The organism is Pseudoalteromonas sp. 1181_04, from assembly GCF_052850545.1.
The window spans coordinates 20,333-42,544 of record NZ_VXCS01000030.1 but is presented as its reverse complement, the minus strand read 5'-3'; the positions used below and the strand labels follow the sequence as shown (position 1 = coordinate 42,544).

The 22,212-nt window shown below is 40.8% G+C and carries 18 protein-coding genes; 9 read left to right on the top strand and 9 right to left on the bottom strand.

All coding sequences use genetic code 11. The features are described from left to right. Positions 1–309: 309 nt before the first annotated feature. Positions 310–912, bottom strand: a complete 603-nt coding sequence (locus FW757_RS20150; RefSeq protein WP_182719155.1) for an FMN-binding negative transcriptional regulator — start codon at positions 910–912, stop codon at positions 310–312. Beyond that, on the bottom strand, positions 912–1,487 hold the full coding sequence (locus tag FW757_RS20145) for a GNAT family N-acetyltransferase (RefSeq protein WP_182740365.1): 576 nt from the start codon (positions 1,485–1,487) through the stop codon (positions 912–914). Before FW757_RS20145 ends, FW757_RS20150 begins: the two co-directional genes overlap by 1 nt. 115 nt (positions 1,488–1,602) lie before the next feature. On the opposite strand from FW757_RS20145, the gene pdxR reads away from it, so the two are divergent. Next, positions 1,603–3,072, top strand: coding sequence for a MocR-like pyridoxine biosynthesis transcription factor PdxR (pdxR, locus tag FW757_RS20140; protein ID WP_182761746.1), 1,470 nt, complete (start codon positions 1,603–1,605; stop codon positions 3,070–3,072). Positions 3,073–3,076: 4 nt separating this feature from the next. Here the strand turns inward: pdxR and FW757_RS20135 are convergent, their stop codons facing one another. The 4 genes from FW757_RS20135 to ettA form a co-directional block, all read right to left on the bottom strand. Next, the gene (locus tag FW757_RS20135; RefSeq protein WP_182768369.1) at positions 3,077–3,745 is read right to left on the bottom strand and encodes a hypothetical protein; all 669 of its coding nucleotides are present in this window, start codon (positions 3,743–3,745) and stop codon (positions 3,077–3,079) included. 71 nt (positions 3,746–3,816) lie between these two features. Beyond that, positions 3,817–4,725 (bottom strand): histone deacetylase family protein, encoded by a 909-nt coding sequence (locus FW757_RS20130; protein ID WP_182768370.1) that lies wholly within the window; start codon positions 4,723–4,725, stop codon positions 3,817–3,819. A gap of 66 nt (positions 4,726–4,791) precedes the next feature. Further along, on the bottom strand, positions 4,792–5,154 hold the full coding sequence (locus FW757_RS20125; protein WP_182734665.1) for a PilZ domain-containing protein: 363 nt from the start codon (positions 5,152–5,154) through the stop codon (positions 4,792–4,794). A gap of 325 nt (positions 5,155–5,479) precedes the next feature. Beyond that, on the bottom strand, positions 5,480–7,153 hold the full coding sequence (gene ettA, locus FW757_RS20120; RefSeq protein ID WP_145241364.1) for an energy-dependent translational throttle protein EttA: 1,674 nt from the start codon (positions 7,151–7,153) through the stop codon (positions 5,480–5,482). A 275-nt stretch (positions 7,154–7,428) separates the two neighbouring features. Here ettA and FW757_RS20115 point away from each other — a divergent pair, with 275 nt between their 5' ends. Beyond that, on the top strand, positions 7,429–8,016 hold the full coding sequence (locus FW757_RS20115; RefSeq protein ID WP_446441620.1) for a porin family protein: 588 nt from the start codon (positions 7,429–7,431) through the stop codon (positions 8,014–8,016). 20 nt (positions 8,017–8,036) lie between these two features. On the opposite strand, the gene FW757_RS20110 is transcribed toward FW757_RS20115, so the two are convergent. Continuing rightward, entirely contained in the window at positions 8,037–8,930 is an 894-nt protein-coding gene (locus FW757_RS20110; RefSeq protein WP_446441619.1) for a DMT family transporter, read from the bottom strand. A 167-nt stretch (positions 8,931–9,097) separates the two neighbouring features. Here FW757_RS20110 and metA point away from each other — a divergent pair, with 167 nt between their 5' ends. From metA to FW757_RS20080, 6 genes are all read left to right on the top strand, one after another. Continuing rightward, the gene (metA, locus tag FW757_RS20105) at positions 9,098–10,045 is read left to right on the top strand and encodes a homoserine O-acetyltransferase MetA (protein ID WP_149982020.1); all 948 of its coding nucleotides are present in this window, start codon (positions 9,098–9,100) and stop codon (positions 10,043–10,045) included. Next, on the top strand, positions 10,035–11,102 hold the full coding sequence (locus FW757_RS20100; protein WP_446441618.1) for a homocysteine S-methyltransferase family protein: 1,068 nt from the start codon (positions 10,035–10,037) through the stop codon (positions 11,100–11,102). The genes metA and FW757_RS20100 overlap by 11 nt, the downstream gene beginning before the upstream one ends. A 10-nt stretch (positions 11,103–11,112) precedes the next feature. Further along, a complete protein-coding gene (metH, locus tag FW757_RS20095; protein ID WP_446441617.1) occupies positions 11,113–13,743 on the top strand; it encodes a methionine synthase in 2,631 nt (876 codons plus the stop codon). Positions 13,744–13,956: 213 nt separating this feature from the next. Then, positions 13,957–15,057, top strand: a complete 1,101-nt coding sequence (locus tag FW757_RS20090) for an NADH:flavin oxidoreductase/NADH oxidase (RefSeq protein ID WP_446441616.1) — start codon at positions 13,957–13,959, stop codon at positions 15,055–15,057. Positions 15,058–15,223: 166 nt separating this feature from the next. After that, a complete protein-coding gene (locus tag FW757_RS20085; protein WP_446441615.1) occupies positions 15,224–17,386 on the top strand; it encodes a DKNYY domain-containing protein in 2,163 nt (720 codons plus the stop codon). Between the two features lie 179 nt (positions 17,387–17,565). Beyond that, entirely contained in the window at positions 17,566–18,324 is a 759-nt protein-coding gene (locus FW757_RS20080; protein ID WP_446441614.1) for a hypothetical protein, read from the top strand. 63 nt (positions 18,325–18,387) lie between these two features. On the opposite strand, the gene FW757_RS20075 is transcribed toward FW757_RS20080, so the two are convergent. Together FW757_RS20075 and FW757_RS20070 are read right to left on the bottom strand one after the other, a co-directional pair. After that, positions 18,388–19,020: an RpiB/LacA/LacB family sugar-phosphate isomerase gene (locus FW757_RS20075; protein ID WP_149982013.1), complete on the bottom strand. Its 633-nt coding sequence runs from the start codon at positions 19,018–19,020 to the stop codon at positions 18,388–18,390. A 220-nt stretch (positions 19,021–19,240) separates the two neighbouring features. Next, positions 19,241–19,438, bottom strand: a complete 198-nt coding sequence (locus FW757_RS20070) for a CsbD family protein (protein WP_182719166.1) — start codon at positions 19,436–19,438, stop codon at positions 19,241–19,243. Positions 19,439–19,707: 269 nt separating this feature from the next. Between FW757_RS20070 and hrpB the strand changes: the two genes are divergently transcribed. After that, a complete protein-coding gene (gene hrpB / locus FW757_RS20065) occupies positions 19,708–22,131 on the top strand; it encodes an ATP-dependent helicase HrpB (RefSeq protein ID WP_446441613.1) in 2,424 nt (807 codons plus the stop codon). Positions 22,132–22,212: the final 81 nt, after the last annotated feature.

The following is a 22,212-nucleotide window of genomic DNA, read 5'->3' as shown; positions in this document are numbered from 1 at the left end:
GTTTCACAGGTGCTTAATATCAAGGCGTTACTTTGCAAGAATGGCAGTCCCTTTTAAGAAGTAACAACGATGAGAGTAAGTGCCTGTGAAACGCCCAACGGGTTGGTTTAAAAGCGATTTATACTGCGTTATTGATTTTAACAATAGAACCACTATTACTTGCAATCAATGCCTTGCCTAAATCGCTTTTTAATTCCAACTGAAACTCGCATCTTGAGGTGGTTTGGGTATAAATTAACCGAGTTTATTTCAAAGTTAACCAAAGGCTCTAAGATCTCCGAGGAGCCTTTTTTCATTTTTATAGCACCGCTAATTGATTAACTCAGCAATACTGAGTTTCCCCGCTAACATTAAACTTTGCTTTATGGCTGCACGTATTTCAGCTGGCTTGTTTTGACTAAGTTTAAAATTGCCCTGCCAATGAATGGTAATAAATTCAATAAAACTTAATTGTTGATACATTGCCTTGCGCTGCTGTACGGGTACCTCATTAATTTGCCATTTATCTGTAGCGTGCTCAGTAAAGTGTTGCTCAAAGTGATCGGTTAGTCGTTGCATGATCTGTTCTTTGTGCTGTTGGTCTTTAACAATACGCACTTTAGCTGTCACATAAACACTCGAATAAAGCCAACTAGGTAGGGTTTTATTGTGTGCGTAAGCGGGCGATAAATAGCAATCATCGCCACTAAATAATAGCTTCACTGATTGACCATCAAATGATGACAGGGGGTTATATTTGGCCACATGGCCGATAAAAACTTCGCGAGCTGGGTCATATAATAATGGCACGCGGCATATATCATTGAGTTGGTTTTGTGTATTAGGCATTAAAATGGTCGCCAGTGGATAGTTATTTACTAACTGTTGTAATTGCTTACTATCATGTTGTTGAAAATGGGCCGCTGGGTACATTATAGTTTTCCTTCTAACTGAGATTTTATTGTCGGCCATTGCTCGTCTATAATACTGAACTGAGCGGTGTTTCGGTATGAGCCATCGGCAAGTAACCTGTCTTTATAACTAATGCCTTCAAAGCGGGCGCCAAGGCGTGCTATAGCATTACGCGATTTTTGGTTTTGTTCATGGGTATTAAAAGCAATACGCACTAAGCCTAATTCTTCGAACGCATATTGCAGTAGCAAGTATTTAGCGTGGGTATTTACAAAACTACGTTGCCACTTTTTAGCAATAAATGTGTGGCCAATCTCAGCGCTGCGATTTTGTTTATCTAACCTAAATAAACGTGTGGTACCAAGCACCTGCTTACTTGCTTTATCAACTATGGCGTAGACTATTTGTTGTTCGGCATTAAACTGCGCTGTATTGATAAACCAATCATCGAGAATTGCACGGGTTTGGGTATAATTCATTAAAACCCAACGCCATATTTGTGGATCTTGGCCTGCTTGATATAGCCCCTCAAGGTGGTTTTGTGTCAGTGGCTCTAAAGCCAGCTTATTGGTTTGATGAATGTGTTTTGTAAACATGATAAGCCCCATATTTTGCTATTTATGAATAACAAAGGTACGCTACTTTGGTCAGTAATAAACAACCAGTTTTAGCTTTTTAACTAGACCAGTTTAGAGTGTTTTTGGAGTCGTAATGCAGCCGTTAGTTATTGAATTTGATGAGTCAGAGCCTGCCAAATATTTGCAACTGGCCAGCGCGATACGCAGTGCCATAATGCAAGGCAAGCTTGCGCCAGGGGTAAAACTCAGCTCGGCGCGTGTCATGGCAAACACTTATCAGCTCAATCGCCATACAGTGATGAATGCATTGCAATTATTAGTAGCGGAAGGCTGGCTTGAATCTCAGCAGCGCTCAGGTTATCGGATCACCAAGTCATTGCCCATTCAAAGTAGTGTTAGTACCTCAAGTACTCCAATACTGAAAGCAAAACCTTATCAATTTGCTAAAACATTGGCTGTGCCTGCTGCTGGAATGGATTTAACTGCATATAGATATAACTTTGCTGGTGGCTTGCCTGATCTTGCCAGTTTCCCACAAAAAGAATTTAAACGCTCCGTCAGCCATGTGTGTAATCACTTAGATATCAATCAACTGCATTATGGGCAGGTCAGTGGTAACGAGCAATTAAAAGCTCATATTTGTGATTACTTATACAAAGCGCGTAATTTAAACGTAAGCGACGTATTGATCTGCAATGGCTCGCAAGAAGCACTGTTTTTAATCGCAAAAGCGTTTATAAAAAAAGATGATTTTGTCGCAGTAGAAACGTTAGGTTATCCGCCAGCAAGGCAAGCATTTGCAGCTTGTGGCGCGCAATTGGTTGATATAAAACAAGACGATGAAGGCTTATGTGTTGATGATTTAAAAGCCCAGCTGGAATGTTATCCAATTAAAATGCTGTACTTAACGCCGCTGCACCAATACCCAACTACCGTGACCTTATCGCCAACGCGGCGCTTGCAAATTTATCAACTGTGTTATGCTCATAACGTTATGATCATCGAAGATGACTACGACCATGAATTTCATTATCGCTGTCAGCCATTACAACCCATGGCCGCCGATGACCCCGCGGGCATCGTTATTTACCTATCGACGTTTTCAAAGATTATGTTTTCAGCTGCACGTATCGGTTATATCTGCGCAGCGCCTGAAGTATTAGCGCAATTAACTGCGTGGAAGCAGCTGATGAACCATAAGAACGATGTGATCATGCAATTAGCTGTGGCGCACTGGATGAAAGAAGGTGGCTTTGAACGCCATTTAAAGCGTATGACCAAACTGTATAAACAGCGCTATGAAGCGATGGATGCCTATTTAATAGAGCTACAAGCACTTGGGCATCCTATAGAATATAAAAAGCCCGACGGCGGCATGGCGATGTGGGTCAACTTTAATAAAGACACTCAGCACTTAAAAGCGCAGTTAGCAAAGCAAGGTATATATTTACAAACCCAAGCCGAGTTTTACTTTACTAACTCAGTACGTAGCTTAAAACCCATAAACTATAGCTATGCTCGGCTTGGTTTTGCAGGACAATCGAGCGAGAAGATGCAGCAAGGGTTAAAGTTTATAACTATGCAACTATTTTCGAGTAAATAATGTTTTACTGCAAACCTTCAACATCAAAATAGAGCGGCTTTAAGGTGCCACAGTTGGCAAATTTATAGGTTAATTCGCTAGCATTTGGGACGCGTTTTGATGTGCGAAATTTTTGTAAACAGGCATTGATTAAATCTGCATAAATAAGGTGATTAAAACTCGGTGCTTGGGTTATTTTATGGATATAAATTCGCTCATTATTTTTGAGGGTGATCATGTCGTATTCTTGCCACTGCGATGATTCGTTCAAATCAGTTAATTCCCGCGCATAAAGTAATTTACTCATTACAATAGGTCTATGTTGATAAACCAAACTGCCATCGCGCTGGTAGTGTCCGGCATACACATCTGCCGTAATTGTTAGTTCTTCGCCACGCATTAGCCGTTGAATATTAAACGGTTGTGGTTTGATAGTAATAAGCTCTGCATCACGTACCAGGCTTAAAAAAGCGACATCTGGGTTTTCAATTTGATAAACAACTTGCACATCGTGAGGTAATTTATAAGTTGGTAAGTTAACTGCAAAAATACGCGAGCCTTGATTAACGAGCACCATAGCATGCTCTGCATTGTAAGCTGGGTTAATCGGCGGAAGCTCTTCTTTTACAGCTTCTTCTTCGGCGTTGGCAATACTCGACATAAATGCAAGTAACAAAATAAACAACAGTCGCATAATGAACTCAATAAAGGTATGAATTTAAAGTGTAGTCAAAAATACTGTTTTAGCAGTTTTATACTCTGCTTTTAAAACAGCGCAGCTTGCTCTATAACAATTGCGTGGCGTTTTGCAAGGCGCAAGTGATCTCTGTCATAACCTCCGCCAATCACGCTTGCCACTGGCGTATTGTGCTCAATACAGCGCTTAAACACTAAGTGATCTCGTTTTTCAATGCCTTGCCAGCTAATATCAAGTTTACCTAAACCATCTTGCTGCCAAATGTCAACTCCGGCATCATACAGCACTAAATCAGGGTTAAGTTCTTTGAGTAAAAAACGCAAGGTATCATCAACAACCCCTAAATATTCATCATCTTGCATATTATTAGCTAAACCAATGTCGAGATCGCTGGCGGATTTGCGAAATGGAAAATTCTTTTCACAATGAATCGAGCAGGTATATGCATAAGGTTGGTGTTGTAATATGGCTGCGGTGCCATCGCCTTGGTGTACATCTAAGTCAAAAATCAATACATTGGTCACTTCAGCTGATTGAATCAGCGTTTGTGCAGTAAAGGCTAAGTCGTTGACCATACAATAGCCAGAGCCAAAATCGCTGTGAGCGTGGTGTGTACCGCCGGCTAAATGGCATGCAATGCCGTGCTCAAGAGCTAAGCGCGCAGTTTGCAACGTGCCTTGAGGTGCGGTAAAAGTTCGTGCCATTAATTGTTCTGACCAAGGTAGCCCAATACGACGCATCGCTCTATCATCTAAGCGGTTATGCCATAAATCTTGAATGTAATTATCACAATGTACCAATTCAAGCGCCTCAGGGCTGCCAAGTTGAGGTGTGATTAGGTTGCTATTCGCCAAACCAAGTGCTTTTACTTGTTGGTATAAATGGGCAAATTTACTCATTACAAAACGATGGTTAGGGTCAAAGTTAAACGAATAGTTAGGGTGATAAACCAGCGGTAAGTGTTGATTAAGAGCCATAGTCAGATAGCGTTGCGAATTTTCTCTAGGGTAACCTACAGGGCAATTTCAATCCAGTTACTTGCTTTACGCACTGTGGATCAAACTCTCAAGTTCACGGTGCAGTAGTGTATCGTCAGCGAGGTTTAACTCAATTAAACGCTTTAAATGGGTAATACTATCTATATCAATATGGGTACATTTTAAACCTATATGTTGTTGTTCGATATGGCAAATAGTGACAGTCATCGCGATGATTACTTCACTTTGCGGGAGTTTAAAGGCAAGAATAGCACTACTGTTTTTTGTAAAGTTAAAGTCATTATTGCGACTAACCAGAGCGCCATTTAATGATATATCGAGCAACTGGCAGGGGTAACTATGGGTATTATTGGTTAAATGCGCGGGAGTTGAAAATAAAATGCGCGTGTAATGGCGGCGGTTTTCCATCATTATTCCTTTTAGGAGTATTAGGATTAAGTGTAGCTTATTTTTTAGTCAGTATGTGTAATTAATACCAATCGACTTAAATATTTAACCATTCTAGCGAGCTAAATAAAGCGCTAACTGCGTTATAAATTTTTCATGTAGAACAACTACATGTCAAAATTTATGTCTTGTTATCACTCCATTTATCTGTCGCTATAAATGGTCAGTAACTTAACACGATTGGTATAAGCTGAACTCTGGATCGTGAATCTCTGATCTATATTCCAGGTTAATAAAAAAAGCCCCACATAAATGTGGGGCTTAAAAAATGTTTAGAACCTAGAACTTAACCTATCTTTTTGTACTTAATACGCTTAGGTTGCGTAGCCGCAGTGCCTAAGGTCTTTTTAAGCCATTCTTCATATTCAGTGTAATTACCATCGAAGAAGTTAATTTGGCCTTCGTCACGGTAATCAAGAATATGTGTTGCAATACGGTCTAAGAACCAACGGTCATGCGAGATACACATAACGCAGCCTGGGAATTCTAAAATAGCGTTCTCAAGGGCACGTAATGTTTCAACGTCCAAATCATTGGTTGGCTCATCCAGCAGGATAACGTTGCCACCGGCTTTTAATAACTTAGCTAAGTGTAAGCGGTTGCGTTCACCACCTGACAAGTCCTTAACAAATTTTTGCTGATCGTTACCTTTGAAGTTAAAGCGACTAACGTAGGCACGGCTTTGGAATTCAAAGTTACCAATTTTTAGTACGTCTTGGCCGTTTGAAATTTCTTGGAAAACAGTATTGCTGTCATCCATATTGCCACGGAACTGATCAACGGTTGCCAGTTCAACCGTTTCACCTAGGTTAATTTCGCCGCTGTCTTGTTTGTCTTCACCGCTGAGCATTTTAAACAGCGTTGATTTACCTGCGCCATTGGCACCTATAATGCCAACAATTGCGCCTTTAGGCACAGTAAAGCTTAGATCATCAATTAACACGCGATCGCCAAAGCTTTTCTTCAAGTTTTTAACTTCAATAACTTGATCACCTAAACGTGGTCCAGGTGGAATAAATAGCTCGTTGGTTTCATTACGTTTTTGGTAATCAGACTGCTGCATTTCAGTAAATTGCGACATCCGCGCTTTTGACTTAGCTTGACGACCTTTTTGGTTTGAACGTACCCACTCAAGTTCTTGTGCAATTGATTTTTGACGGGCTTTTTCAGACTTTTGCTCTTGCTGCAGGCGCGCATCTTTTTGCTCAAGCCAAGAAGAATAATTACCTTCCCATGGAATACCTTCACCACGGTCAAGCTCTAAGATCCAGCCAGCTACATTATCGAGGAAGTAACGGTCATGGGTTACCGCCACAACAGTGCCTTCGTAATCATGCAAGAAGCGCTCAAGCCATGCTACAGATTCTGCATCTAAGTGGTTAGTCGGCTCATCGAGGATAAGCATATCTGGTTTTTCAAGCAATAAGCGGCAGATAGCCACTCGGCGACGCTCACCACCTGACAAGAATTCAATTTTAGCATCCCACTCAGGTAAGCGCAGGGCATCTGCGGCGCGCTCTAATACGTTGTCGATGTTATGACCATCGTGGGCTTGAATAATTGCTTCAAGCTCACCTTGCTCTTTGGCTAGTGCGTCAAAGTCAGCATCTTCCATCGCGTATTCGTTATATACTTCATCAAGACGGTTAAGCGCGTTTTTAACTTCGCTGACTGCTTCTTCCACAGTTTCACGAACCGTTTTGCTTTCATCTAGAATAGGCTCTTGCGGTAAGTAACCAATTTTAGTGCCCGGTTGAGGATATGCCTCACCTTCAAACTCTTGATCAAGGCCGGCCATAATACGTAGCAACGTTGATTTACCAGAACCGTTTAAACCAAGTACACCAATTTTTGCGCCCGGGAAAAAATGCAAAGAAATATCTTTTAAGATAGTGCGCTTAGGTGGCACAACCTTAGATACTCGACTCATCGAGAAAATAAACTTATCAGGTAAAACCATGGAAGGAGCCTTCAAATAATAATAAAAATTTCAATGTTGTATTGTAGTGGTTGATAGGTGAAACAGTCAACGCATGGCGTAGCTAGATTACGGACTCATTCTGGTCAAAGGAAAGAGCTAGCGGCGCTATTTAAAAACATTTTTCTTTTTTTAGGAATTAGTTATAGAAAGGATAATGTAAGTTTTTGTAAGCATTTGTTTTTTAAAGTAGGTTGTCTTTTTTTTGTGCTAGTTTTAAGGTACAGTTTATTTTCAAATAAATTAAAGGAATAAAAATGATTAAATCAACAGCTAGTTCAATACTATTTTTAACTCTATGCTCAACAAATGCATTTGCTCAAGATGATTATAATTATTATGCTGGGGTTGCAGTTAGTAGCCAAACATTAAAGCTAGATAATGAAAATAAGCTTTATAACAGTGGGGAATTCAAATCTAAAGTTCTTACTCCTTTTATTGGGTATCAATTTAACCAATATGTAGCCGTAGAGACAAGGTTCGGGTTTGGTAAAGGTGATGATAGCGAAGTTATTGCATCACAACCAATTACTATCACAGATGAGTATGAGCTAGATAATCAACAAGGACTGCTGTTAAAGCTTCAGTACCCTATGACACAAAGCTTCTCTTTATTTGCTACTGCGGGTTATTTTAATAGTAAGTTTAAAGTGCGCTCGAAATATGAGCAAAATAATTCTGCACAATATACTGCAGGGGATTATAGAGAAAATGGCGCATCATTTGGTTTTGGTGCCTCATATGCACTTAATCAAAATTGGCAATTGTCTGGCGAGTTTCAGTACTTCGACCAGGGCGATGATAAAAGTGAAGCGTTAACAGCTGCAATTAGCTATCGCTTTTGATAACCGATAACCGATAACTGTTAATTTGTTAGCAATACACCGACTCCCATTAATGCTAGCAAGCCGCCAGCTAGCATTTTATTGGTAACGGGCTCGCGCTTTATAAAACCAATGCTCATTACAATTAATGGCGCGGTTGCGAAAATCGTTTGTGCAATGGCTGGATCGGTATATTTAACTGCGCCAAGTTGAAGCCATAAACCAAGGAAAGTGCCTAAAAACACAGCCGCAAAAAACCATTGTTTGCCGCTAATTCCCCTTAGAGTTAGTGCTTGTTTAAATTCACTGCTTTTAAACACTGCAACAACTAAGGCCACAGTCATCGTACCGGCTGCTAATCTAATTAATGCCGCCCATAAGCTACTCATATGCTCATTATTGAGTGCGCCTTTAGACATCACCATACCGAGCGCTTGGCAGATAGCAGCTGCAAGGGCACATAAAACACCTTTGCGATAATGTTGATGATCAACCTGTGGCAATGTTTTTTCAGGCTTGATTGCTATTACTACGCCAATGGTTGTAAGTACAATACCGCACCATGCAAATGGCGATAAATAATGATTTAATAGCAGGATATTAAAAACCCCCACAAGGGCTGGAGCAAGGGACTCAATAACTAACGTGCGAGCAGGGCCAATATTTCGCAGCGCAGTAAAATAGGCGCTATCGCCAATCGCAATCACCCCGCCAGCAATTAGCCAAAGCCAGCTTGTCAGATGATGTGGTAGTGCAGCGTCTTGAGTAATCGCAATAGTCGCTAACATCATGGCACTTGCTAACACGCCTTTACTGATGTTTAGCTGCATAGGCGTTAAGTGATGGCTAAAACCTTTATATAAAATGGTCGAAAGCGCCCAAACAATAGCTGCTAATATAGCAAAAAGTTCTCCTAAGCCTAGCCAATCAATCACGTTTACCACCTTAAAATAAAATCAACAGGCGCATTATGGCGAGCGGTTTTTAGAATGCAAAAAAATAGCTAAAATAAATTCATTTGGACATCTAAACATCTAGAGGTTGAAATTTCCAGCTATCCGTTCATAATTAGCCATTGGTTAATTATGCCTTGGAGATGAGTATGCCTATTACCGTTAAAGATGAATTGCCCGCAATTGCGAAGTTACGTCAAGAAAACGTATTCGTAATGCCAAAAAGCCGCGCTAAAACCCAAGAGATCCGTCCGATGCGCTTGGCGATTTTAAACTTAATGCCTAATAAGGTAGAAACCGAGGTGCAATTTATTCGTTTGCTCGCTAATTCACCCTTACAAGTGAATGTAGAGCTACTACGTTTAGACACTCATCGCAGCAGTAGCAATTCAGAGCAGCATTTAGACACTTTTTATCGTTATTTCTCTGAAGTGAAAGACAACAATTACGATGCATTACTCATTACCGGCGCACCATTGGCACATTTAGAATATGACGATGTAGCCTACTGGGATGAACTAAAAGTAATTTTAGATTGGGCGGAGCAGCATGTAACCTCAACATTATTTTCGTGTTGGGCGGCTCACGCGGGTTTATTTCATCATTATAATCTAAAGCGTGAACTAAAAGAAAATAAGCTCTGTGGCGTGTTTACCCATAAGTGTTACTTTGAACATGGAGCCTTAACGCGTGGTTTTGACGATACCTTTGTAGTGCCGCACTCGCGTTATGGCCATATTGATATTGAAAAAATTAACGCTTGTGATGATTTAGTGGTGCTGGCAGGTTCAGAGCAAGTAGGCGCTTACTTAATAAAAAATAAATCTGGCAGCCAAGTGTATATTACCGGGCATCCTGAGTATGATGCAGACACTTTAAAAGGCGAATATCAGCGCGATTTAGAAAAAGGCCCTGATGCGCCATTGCCTGAAAATTACTTTCCAGAGAACAACCCTGATAACGAACCGTCGAAAACTTGGCAAAGCCATGCCTTTTTACTGTTTTCGAATTGGTTAAATTATTATGTGTACCAAACCACACCCTATGATATTAATTTAGTTAGCCAAGCCGTAAGGACTAACAACTATGCCGAATAATTTAGAAAACAAAAGCGCCGAGTTAATTGAAGCGTTAAAACAGCGTATTTTAATTCTTGATGGTGCTATGGGTACCATGATCCAAGAACACAAATTAGAAGAACACGATTACCGTGGCGAGCGCTTTAAAGACTGGCATGTGCTAATTAAAGGTAATAATGATTTATTAAGCATTACACAACCAAAAATTATTGCTGATATTCATCATGGCTTTTTAAATGCAGGTGCCGATATTATCGAAACCAACACCTTTAATTCGACTACAATTTCGATGGAAGATTACGATATGGCCAGCATCAGCCGTGAAGTAAACTTAGAGTCAGCTAAATTAGCACGCAGTATTTGTGATGAGTTTACTGCTAAAAATCCAGCTAAACCACGCTATGTTGCGGGTGTTTTAGGGCCAACCTCAAAAACCTGTTCAATCTCACCGGATGTGAACGACCCCGGTTATCGCAATGTCACGTTTGATAAGTTAGTCACCGCGTATGTTGAATCAACCCTTGCTTTAATGGAAGGTGGTGTTGATTTAATTTTGATAGAAACAATTTTTGATACGCTTAATGCAAAAGCGGCTTCATTCGCGGTTGAAGAAGCGTTTGAACAAGCCGGTCGCAAATTACCTGTGATGATCTCTGGCACCATAACCGATGCCTCCGGACGTACGCTGTCAGGGCAAACCACCGAAGCATTTTATAATTCGATTCGTCATATTAAGCCAATTTCAATTGGTCTCAATTGCGCCCTTGGCCCAGATTTACTGCGCCAATATGTAGAAGAACTATCGCGTGTTTGTGAAACTTACACCTCAGTGCACCCAAATGCAGGCTTGCCTAACGAGTTTGGTGAGTACGATTTAGAAGCACCTGAAATGGCGCAAGAAATTATCGATTGGGGCAAGTCTGGCTTTATCAATATTGTCGGCGGTTGTTGTGGTACCACACCTGCACACATCAGGGCATTTGCGAAAGGGCTTGAAGGGGTTGAACCTCGGCCACTGCCAGAGCTTGAAGTGCGTATGCGCTTATCAGGCCTTGAAGCGTGTAACTTAAATTAAGGTAGCCGAGATGACACAAAAAATAGCAGTATTTACCAACGTTGGCGAACGTACCAATGTGACCGGCTCAGCCATGTTCAAACGTTTGATCATGGAAGAAGATTACGAAACCGCCCTCAACGTTGCCCGCGAGCAAGTAGAAAACGGCGCACAGGTTATTGATATCAACATGGATGAAGCCATGCTGGACTCAAAAGCCGCCATGGTGAAATTTTTAAATTTGATTGCCTCCGAGCCTGATATTTCTCGCGTGCCAATTATGGTCGACTCTTCTAAGTGGGAAGTCATTGAAGCGGGCTTAAAGTGTATTCAAGGCAAGGCAATTGTAAACTCAATCTCGCTAAAAGAAGGTGAAGAGCCATTTATTCGCCAAGCTAAAATTATTAAACGTTTTGGCGCCGCTGCAGTGGTTATGGCGTTTGATACCGACGGCCAAGCAGATACAGCCGATCGCAAGTTTGAAATTTGTCAGCGTAGTTACCGCATTTTGGTGGATGAAATTGGCTTTGCGCCAGAAGATATTATTTTCGATCCCAACATCTTTGCGGTAGCAACCGGTATTGAAGAGCACGATAACTACGCAGTTGAATTTATTGAAGGTACACGTCGCATTAAGCAAAACTTGCCACACTGTAAAGTGTCGGGCGGAGTGTCGAATGTATCGTTCTCGTTTCGTGGGAATAACCCCGTGCGAGAGGCTATTCACTCAGTATTTTTATATCACGCAATTCAAGCGGGTATGGATATGGGGATTGTTAATGCAGGGCAACTCGCTGTGTATGATGATATTCCAGCAGAGCTGCGAAAAGCGGTTGAAGACGTTATTTTAAATACCGACCCAGGTGCCGGTGAACGCTTAGTTGAGTTGGCACCAAAATACTCTGGCATGGCGCAAGCAGAACGCGTAGAGGATTTAGAATGGCGCACATGGCCGGTCGAAAAGCGCCTTGAACATGCTCTTGTTAAAGGCATTACTACCTTTATAGATGAAGACACCGAAGAATGCCGTGCTGCTGCCGATAAACCTATTCATGTGATTGAAGGGCCGTTAATGGACGGCATGAATGTGGTCGGCGATTTATTTGGCGCAGGTAAAATGTTCTTACCGCAAGTCGTTAAATCAGCGCGAGTGATGAAGCGCGCAGTGGCCTACCTAGACCCTTATATTGAAGCAGAAAAAGAAGAAGGTGCTACTAACGGTAAAATCGTGATGGCCACCGTTAAAGGTGACGTACATGATATTGGTAAAAATATTGTTGGCGTTGTACTGCAATGTAATAACTATGAAGTTATCGATTTAGGTGTAATGGTGCCTGCAGATAAAATATTGCAAACTGCCATCGACGAAAAAGCCGATATTATTGGCTTATCAGGCCTAATTACGCCATCTCTAGACGAGATGGTACATGTTGCCAAAGAAATGAAACGCCGTGGTTTTGAACTACCGCTATTGATTGGTGGCGCGACTACCTCAAAAGCGCATACTGCCGTTAAAATTGAGCCACAATATGACAAAGGCGTGGTGTATGTAAATAACGCCAGTCGCGCTGTAGGCGTGGTTTCTAACTTATTGTCGAAAGAGCATAAAGCTGAATTTTTAGCAAAAACCAGCGCTGAATATGTCAAAGTACGCGAGCAACAAGCGCGTAAAAAACCACGCTCAAAACCGGTTACTATTCAACGTGCCCGCGACAACGCCGCCAAGCTTGATTGGGATAATTACACTCCACCGGTGCCGAAAAAGCTGGGCGTGACAGAGTTTAAAAATGTCTCGATAGCCACTTTACGTAAATACATAGACTGGACGCCATACTTTATGACCTGGTCAATCGCCGGTAAATATCCGCGCATAATGACCGACGAAGTGGTTGGCGAGCAGGCGCAAAGCTTATTTAAAGACGCCAACGACATGTTAGACGATCTTGAAAAGTCAGGCAGTTTGCAACCGCTTGGCGTAATTGGTTTATTCCCAGCTAACCGCGTGGGTGACGATATTGAAATATACACAGACGAAACTCGCTCTGAACTATTAACCACGTCGTGCCACTTACGTCAGCAAACAGAAAAAACCGACTTTGCTAACTACTGCTTAGCTGATTATATCGCCCCGAAAGGCACGCCTGATTACTTTGGTGCATTTGCGGTAACCGGCGGTCTTGAAGAAGACGACTTAGCTGATGCGTTCGATGCACAGCAAGATGACTACAACAAAATAATGGTAAAAGCGGTGGCAGATAGACTCGCCGAAGCCTTTGCTGAGTACTTACACGAACAAGTGCGTAAAGAATATTGGGGTTTTGCCCCAGACGAAAACCTTGCGAATGAAGATCTTATTCGTGAAAACTATCAAGGTATTCGCCCAGCACCCGGTTACCCAGCGTGTCCAGAGCACACTGAGAAGAAGAAAATCTGGCAACTACTCGACACTGAAAAGCGCATTGGCATGCAGCTCACCAGCTCATACGCCATGTGGCCCGGCGCAGCGGTATCAGGCTGGTACTTTTCACATCCGGAAGCTAAATACTACGCCGTAGCGGCAGTACAAAAGGATCAGGTTGAAGACTACGCTAAACGTACCAACATGACGCTGGAAGAGGCCGAAAGGTGGCTGTCGCCTAATTTGGGGTATGAGCCGGAGTAAGTGAAGCGGTCAGCTATCAGCCGTCAGTTTAAAACAAAAAAGCGAGCCAAATTAGGCTCGCTTTTTTTGTACAAGGTTTTTTCCTGATGGCTCTTCGGTATATCATCATACTTTCACATTCAATGAGCTTGCGTATGCCCCTAACCTTGGGTGTAGAATGATTAGTACATTATATTTGTGATTTTCTGCACATTCATTATTTGAGAATTTTCCATGGTAAAATTATTTAGCCCACTAGAATTAGGTCCGATAACACTCAAAAACCGCATTATTATTGCTCCCATGTGTATGTATGCCGCAGAAGAAGGCAAGGTGCAACCTTGGCATCATCAACATTATGGTATGCTCGCGCAATCCGGTGCTGGCTTATTGATTGTTGAAGCGAGCGCTGTATCCCCTGAAGGAAGAATCTCTTACGCCGATTCAGGTATTTATAGCGACGAATGTGAGCAAGCTTGGCGTGAAGTCGTATCTAATGTAGGTCAATACTCTAACATTCCGATGGTGATGCAGATTGGTCATGCAGGTCGTAAAGCGTCAACTGAATTACCTTGGAATGGCGGTGCGCCTATCGCTCCAGAAATAGAGAATGGTTGGCAAACTATTGCTCCGAGTGAACTTGCTTTTTCAGATGAAGCTCCTTCACCAAAAGCAATGACGCAAGACGATATTGTACGATTAATTACTCAGTTTGTGAAAAGTGCTCAACGTGCCCATAAAGCTGGTTTTTCTGGCATAGAACTTCATGCAGCTCATGGCTATTTACTGCACCAATTTTTATCACCGCTTAGTAATCAGCGTTCAGATCAATTTGGCGGCTCATTAGAGAACCGCATGCGCCTACCCCTGACAATATTTGATGCTATAAAGGCTGCGTTACCACATGATTTCATGATTGGTGTACGTATAAGTGCAAGTGATTGGGCTGATAATGGCTGGGATATCGAGCAAAGTATCGTATTTTCTCAAGCTTTAGACGCTCGTGGTTGCCATTATATACACGTATCAAGTGGCGGCTTGACTGCACAGCAGCAAATTAAAGTTGCCCCTAATTATCAAGTCGGTTTTGCCGATGCAATAAGTAATAACGTTTCTATGCCGGTTATTGCTGTAGGCTTAATTACTCAAGCTCAACAAGCTGAAGATATTATCTGCGAAGGTAAAGCTGATGCGATTGCGTTGGCGCGTGGTATTCTTTATAACCCACGTTGGCCTTGGCATGCCGCAGCGGAGCTCGGAGTTACAATACAAGCCGCGCCGCAATACTTGCGCTGCCAGCCACATGAACTTAAGTCATTACTGATACGCGATTGATTACTACCTCTCATAACTAGATAATCTTCTAGTGTGAGAGGCTTTGACTATTCAAGCCAGTTTTTAATACGCTTATTAAGGAAAACCCTCTGAATAAGTATATATCCCAGCATATAACTCTGCCTTTTATAGCTATGATCAAAGAAAGTTTAATAAAAGGAGTTATATGAAATATTATTTTCAAGCGCAATACCACCAGCGCTTAGATTTGTTTGATAATGTGTTTGTCAGTATGGCAACGGGTAATGTTGTTGAGCCATCACTGCCTTTAGAGATCATCATTGAGTCTGAAGATTGTGTGCTTTATGAAAGTGACAATGGCTCTATTATTGATTTTTCTCCGCCAACGTTAGGCTATTATTGGATTACTGGGCAAACCTGCTTACGCACCCGAGACGGATTAGTATTTGAGCCTTGTGATGATAAAGATGCAGTACAATACACTTATATTGACGGGCAGCTTTATGGACAAAAAATAAATACTGACTTGAGCAAAATGCCAACCACACAAACGCGTTACCACTTTAGTAAGCTTAATGGATGCAAAGCCCAGCTAAAGCAAAATGATGACTCAAGCTTTACTCTCGAAATTGATGAAAAAGAATATCCTATTGCGTTACATGAGCTTGAATTTTCATTTTTTGTAAATGAAGAAACAGGATTTACGCAAGACGGCGAACAACTCTATTACTACGACAGACCAGTACCTCAATTAACGTTAGTAGACTTTAGGGTTTTACATTTTAATTATGCAAAAGATGATCATGTTGTTGTCTGTGGTACAGATGTTATTTCACAAGCGGATGCTGCAACGTTTGAAGTGATCACCACGACTTTAGCAAAAGATAAAAATCATGTTTATGAATTTTCAAAGATTATTAAAGGTGCGGATGCTAAATCATTTGTCGTGATTGATGGTAAAGAACAAGATGCATATCAACAATATAGTAAAGACAAGCAAACAGTTTATTATTTTGGTGAAGCCATTATCGGTGCAGACTTGGCATCTTTTCGCATAATTCATGGACGTTATTCGGCTGATAAAAACTGGGTTTATCGCTCAGGGCTACGTATTGCTCTATTTGATGCTGAGAGTTTCTATTATATTTCACAAAGTTTTGTTGGTGATAAAAACGGCATTTATACTGACTTTCTAAATATTACACAAATAGCCCAGTGTGATGATGTATTTGTTGATTACGATAATGATTACTTTGCCGTAAACGATACCCTGTATTGGGCTGATAAAGAACACCCGTTTGACGCTGATTTAGCTTCTTTTTCTTCAATCAATTGTACTTGGGCGAAAGATGAAACCCATATTTATTATAAAGATGAGGTAGTTTATAAAGGGGGTTACGAAACAGCAGAAATTTTTGATGAATTATTATTAAGAGTGGATGATAAAATCATCTCAAATAGAGGCATTATTGCTGGTGCAAATGCAAAAGAGTGGCATCTGCTGATTTTTCCATTCTATGCCTGTGCTGATCGACTATTTTACCAACAAGAATTACTTGATAAAGGCGACCCAAATACGTTTGAAGCCCTTGATGACAATCGCTTTAAAGATAAAAGTAATGTCTATATTTTTGATAATGATTTTGAAATAGTAGATACCATCTTTGATATTAATACCGAGAATATTGTACTTATAGATGAATGTTTTTTAAAAACGCCTGATACAGTGTATTTTCAAGAGTTAGCGATACAATATGCTGATCCTGATACCTTTGAGGTATTAGAGTATGGCTTTTCGCGTGATAAAAAAGCTGTTTTTTGTAATCAAGAAAAACTCCCTGAACTTAATCCTCTTGACGTTACGATTTTAAATCATAATTTTATTCACGACAACAACACACTTTATTACCAGTCAACCCGTCTTGATATTGAAGTAAGTAATATGAAGATACTTAATGATGACATTGTGAAAGATAACCGCCATGTTTATTATAAAACACATTATTTAACTGGTGCAGAGGCATCTTCGTATCAACTGAGTACTCGGTTTTTTCAACGAGACAATCAAGGTATTTATCATAATCAGCACCGTTTACCTTTAAATGCTGATGAAACCGTATTTCTTGATGAAGTCTACGTGGTTGATAATCTGCGAGTGTTTTTTATTGATAGTGAAATCATGGATGCGGATGTCTCCTCATTTAAAGTGATAGGTAATAACGTGTCCGTTGATAAAAATAATGTCTACTTTCGCGAAAAAAGAGTGGAACACGCTGATCCCGCTAGCTTTAAAATTATGGGCTACGCGCAGTTTGTTGATGATAATCATCAGTTCACTATTCGTAATGGTCATATCGTTTGTTTATAAAATTGAATTAACGCGTTGAAGAGTCTATAAAGTGGTATGTTGCTCCTTGTTAGTCGCTACATCAATTTACACAAAATTGACTTTGGGCAACATGGCTAAAAGTTGTTGTGAATGGTATAAACCTAAACAGATAAATAACATGATGTTCATTAACTGAATCATCAAAATAAAGGACTTAAATGAAATTTTTATATTATACCGGCTTATTTTTATCGCTCATGTTTAGCGCAAATAGTTTTGCGCTTGAGCAACAATATCAACAGTCTATTGTAGATCTTATAAAAGCATTTAAAAACCACGATAAAGCGGCTATTTCCTCACATATTCGTTATCCGCTTTCGCGCACATATCCAGTGCCTGATATTAATAATGAAGCTGAGTTAGTTGAGCGTTTTGATGACGTGTTTGATGAGACGCTTATTAAACAGATTGTTGATTCAAATATCGATACTGACTGGGATAAAGTAGGTTGGCGTGGCATTATGCTAAATAGCGGTGTCGTTTGGGTAGATACGGATGGGAAAATCATCGGTATCAATTACCAAACAGCTAAAGAACAATTGCTGGCTAAAAATTTAATAGCAGCTGATAAGCAAGCGCTTCACCCAAGTATTAATGCTTTTGTAGAGCCTATTTTAGATTGGCAAACAGCTAAATACCGTATTCGCATTGATGACTTAGGTGATGGAAACTTCCGCTATGCGTCGTGGAGCAATGATAAAAAAACCAGCGATAAGCCAGATATAGTCTTACTAAAAGGTGAGATCGAATTTGAGGGCAGTGGCGGTAATCATAGTTACACATTTAAAAACGGCCGTTACAGCTACGTATTACAAGTTACAGTGATTGGCTGTGATACCTCACCACCAGGTTGGCTTGAAGTATATAAAGATGGTAAGCGTATTTTATCTCAGGATATTATCAACACTGGAAGTTAAAAGTTAATTATCTTAGATGCAAAAAGGGGAGGGTTCTCCCCTTAAATATAGGGCGCTATTTTATTAAATACGCGCTTTAACAAACGCGGCAATTGCGTCGTCTTGGCAATGTGCGAAAAAGCACTCCTGAAAACGTGGTCCGCCAATCGCTTGTTTAATCAGCTCAGGAGCAATGGCTTCAAGTGCGCTTAAGTAATCTTTAGCAACATCCGCTTTTAGTTGATTTAAAATACCTGCATTTGTTACTTGTGATTCTTTACGTTCTGCTGGATACCCTTGGCCTTTTTCGCCGGTAAATGCTTTTTCAAATATATATTTAATATTTAACTCAGCGCCCCAGCCAAAGCCTTTTGCATAGGGTAAAGCGAGTGCATTACCATTGTTTATTTGTGCAAATAGGTACGCATCTGATGGATCAATACAATAACCACAGCTCACACCAGGAAACGCATTGCTCGCCATGAGTGCGCCTTGACCTGTGCCACAACCGGTCACTACAAAATCTACCGCTTTAGAGTTGAGCAGTAAGCTTGCGATAATTCCTAGGTGAATATAGGTTAGTCGATGATCGTTATCGCCATCCATACCCACATTAAATACTTGGTGATTTTGTGCATTAGCAACAGTGTTAAGCTGTTCAAGTACTATTGGGTTTTTTGCCGCTTGACTGAATTCGTTCATTAATGCGATTTTCATTTGACTCTACCAATTTTGTTAACGTTGAGTTGATTCTACATATCAATGCTACCGGTGGCAAATGTTGTTATCTATTAAATATTAGTATTTGTGTAAGTTGCTAGAGGTTAGGAAGTACCATAGGAGCTTTGAGTTTAACTTCAGTATGAAAGCAGCTATTTGAGTTTAAAAATAAAAAACCGCCTGCTCAGGCGGTTTTGTAGTTACCTAGCGTTTTTGATTAATGGCCTTTTTCAAACTCATCAACTTCACGCTCAGCTTCTTCTTTCGATTTACCGTATGCTTGTTGAATTTTACCAACCAGCTCTTTACGGCTACCTTCAATTTTATCTAAATCACCGTCAGTAAGATCGCCCCATTTACGTTGCGCTTTACCTTTAAGTTCTTTCCAATTACCTTCGATACGATCACTGTTCATAATTCGCTCCTTATAATGTCGGTTTGTGAATTTACTTTCAGTTATAAAGTAGCAAGGCTTGTACCAAAATTAAATTATAACTTTATTATTAATAATCAATTGGTTAATGTTTTTATTATTTAGAGATGAGTTTTTAATAGATTATAAGCTAAAAAATCTACGCAACGGTCTGTAATTATTGCAAACACTCAATAATCACCGATTTTATGAATCTGATTTACTGCAGTTTTTTGTTACAATATCGGCAATGCAATTTAGGATAAATAGCTGTGCTGCCGGTTCAAGAAATATATCATCAACTCGTTACTACATTACAAAGTGATCCGATTACCTTACTACAAGCGCCGCCGGGTGCGGGTAAGTCAACATGGTTACCATTGCAGTTGATGCGCGACGGGCACTTTAAGCACATTGTCATGCTTGAGCCGCGTCGCTTAGCTGCACGTAATATTGCCAACTATTTAGCACAGTGCCAAAACGAAACCGTAGGGCAAAGCGTTGGTTTACGTATCAGGCAGGAAACCAAAGTCAGTGTTAATACCCGCCTTGAAATTGTTACCGAGGGCATGCTCACGCGTATGCTACAAAACGACCCAGAGCTCAGTGGCGTTGACCTACTGATATTTGATGAATTTCATGAGCGCTCTATTGCGGCCGATACCGCATTAGCGTTTGCATTAGAATCTCAAGCTGCACTGCGTGATGATTTAACGATTTTATTGATGTCGGCAACCCTTGATAGCGAACGCTATCAGCAGTTTTTTGATTGTTCAATTATTAGTTCCCACGGGCGTAGCTTTCCCATCGATGAAATTTACATACCCATTAAAGATGAAAGCCGCTGGCTTGACGCTATGGCCAGTATTATCAAACAAGCTTTAGTTGAACAAACAGGCAGTGCGTTAGTTTTTTTGCCCGGTCAATATGAGATCAACCGCGTACAACAAGCGCTGTCAGATTTGCCTGCAAATTGCCATGTAGTTACTCTGTTTGGTGAACAAGATAAAGCATCTCAACAAGCTGCAATTGCCCCTGCGGCAAAAGGTACTCGTAAAGTGGTGCTGACCACCAATGTTGCCGAAACTAGCTTAACCATTGAAGGTATTCGTATTGTGGTTGATAGTGGCAAGCGCCGCGCTGCTAGTTTTAATTTAAAAACTGGCGTTACTGAACTCACCACACAAAGTATTTCTCGCTCATCGGCAATTCAACGAGCTGGGCGGGCTGGGCGTATTGAGCCCGGTGTAGTTTATAGGCTTGGTTCAAAACAAACCTTTGAGCGGCGTAATAGCCATGATGCGCCAGAAATTTTAAGTGCTGATATTAGCCAATTATTATTGGAGGCAAAATGCTGGGGCGCGGAGTTAACTGATCTAAGCTTGTTAGATAGTCCAACAGCACAACAAATACAGCAAGCAACAAAATTACTGCAAATGTTAGAGGCGCTCGATAATAACAATAAATTGACCCCCCTCGGTACACGTATGCTAAGTTTTGGCGCGGATATTCGCCTAGCGCACATGCTAATTAAAGCGCAGCAACTCGAACCTCAGATGCCAGGTATTTATACATTAGCGGCGTATTTAATTGCGTTATTAGAGAGTCGGATTAGCCATGCCGCAGATTTAAGTTTAGCATTACACAGCCAACATGCTCGGCCACATCCGGTATTTAAACAGCAACTGAGATTTTGGTTAAAGCGATTAAAGCTAACTGAAGTACGCGAACTACAAACCACTTATTTGGCTTTGCTGGTGGCGTTTGCTTTTCCAGATCGATTAGCTAAAAAGCGTGGCAATGGTTACTTGCTTACCAATGGCGCAGGTGCTGAGCTAAACAACGAGCATTGGCATAACGAGGACTACCTTGCAATTGCTTCAATGGGAGGCCAAAAAGGCAGTCGTATTTTTGCAGCTGTTGCGTTTACTCCTGCAGAGATTGAGGATGAGCTGACACATTTATTTACTGCACAAACGCGCTGTGAATTTGACGAAAAAACAGGGCGCTTTATTCATCAAGATGAAGTCAAACTAGGGGCAATTACAGTTACTAGCCAACCGAGTAAACATCCGCTTGATAAAAGTGAGCGGGCGAAAGCGTGGTTAACTTTATTTCAAAAACAAGGCTTTGAATTATTTAATGAGCAAAGCGACAGTGAGCAGTTACTTATTCGTATGTGTTTAGCCAGTAATTTAATGCCGGAGCAATTTCCTGTCATCACTAAACAAAGCTTAATCGATGACGTACAGCTTTGGTTAGGTGCTTTTCTGGAAGATATAAAAACCCTCGAACAGTTGAAAAAGTTTAACTACTTTAATGCCTTGCAAAGTTGTTTTAATTGGCAACAACAAAATGCGTTAAATGATTTATTCCCGCTGAGAGTGTCAGTTCCAAGTGGCTCAAATATTCGTATTGAATATCAACTCGACGGCCCCGCAAAACTCAGTGTTCGTATGCAAGAAGTGTACGGCATGATCAGTACGCCAATATTAGCGCAAGGCAAGTTACCCTTATTAATGGAACTACTCTCACCAGCAAGACGGCCTTTACAACTAACACAAGATCTTGCTGGCTTTTGGCAAACCAGCTATCGGGAGGTGCAAAAAGAAATGAAAGGTCGTTATCCAAAACACTTTTGGCCTGATAACCCCGCCACCAGTGTGGCTACGAGTAAAGTTAAAAGTAAGATGTGAAGGAGCTAGCGAGGACAAAGTTAGCAAGAGTAAAATTGACCATTAAGCAGTGTTTTATAGTTTAAAAAAGGTAAGTTAAAT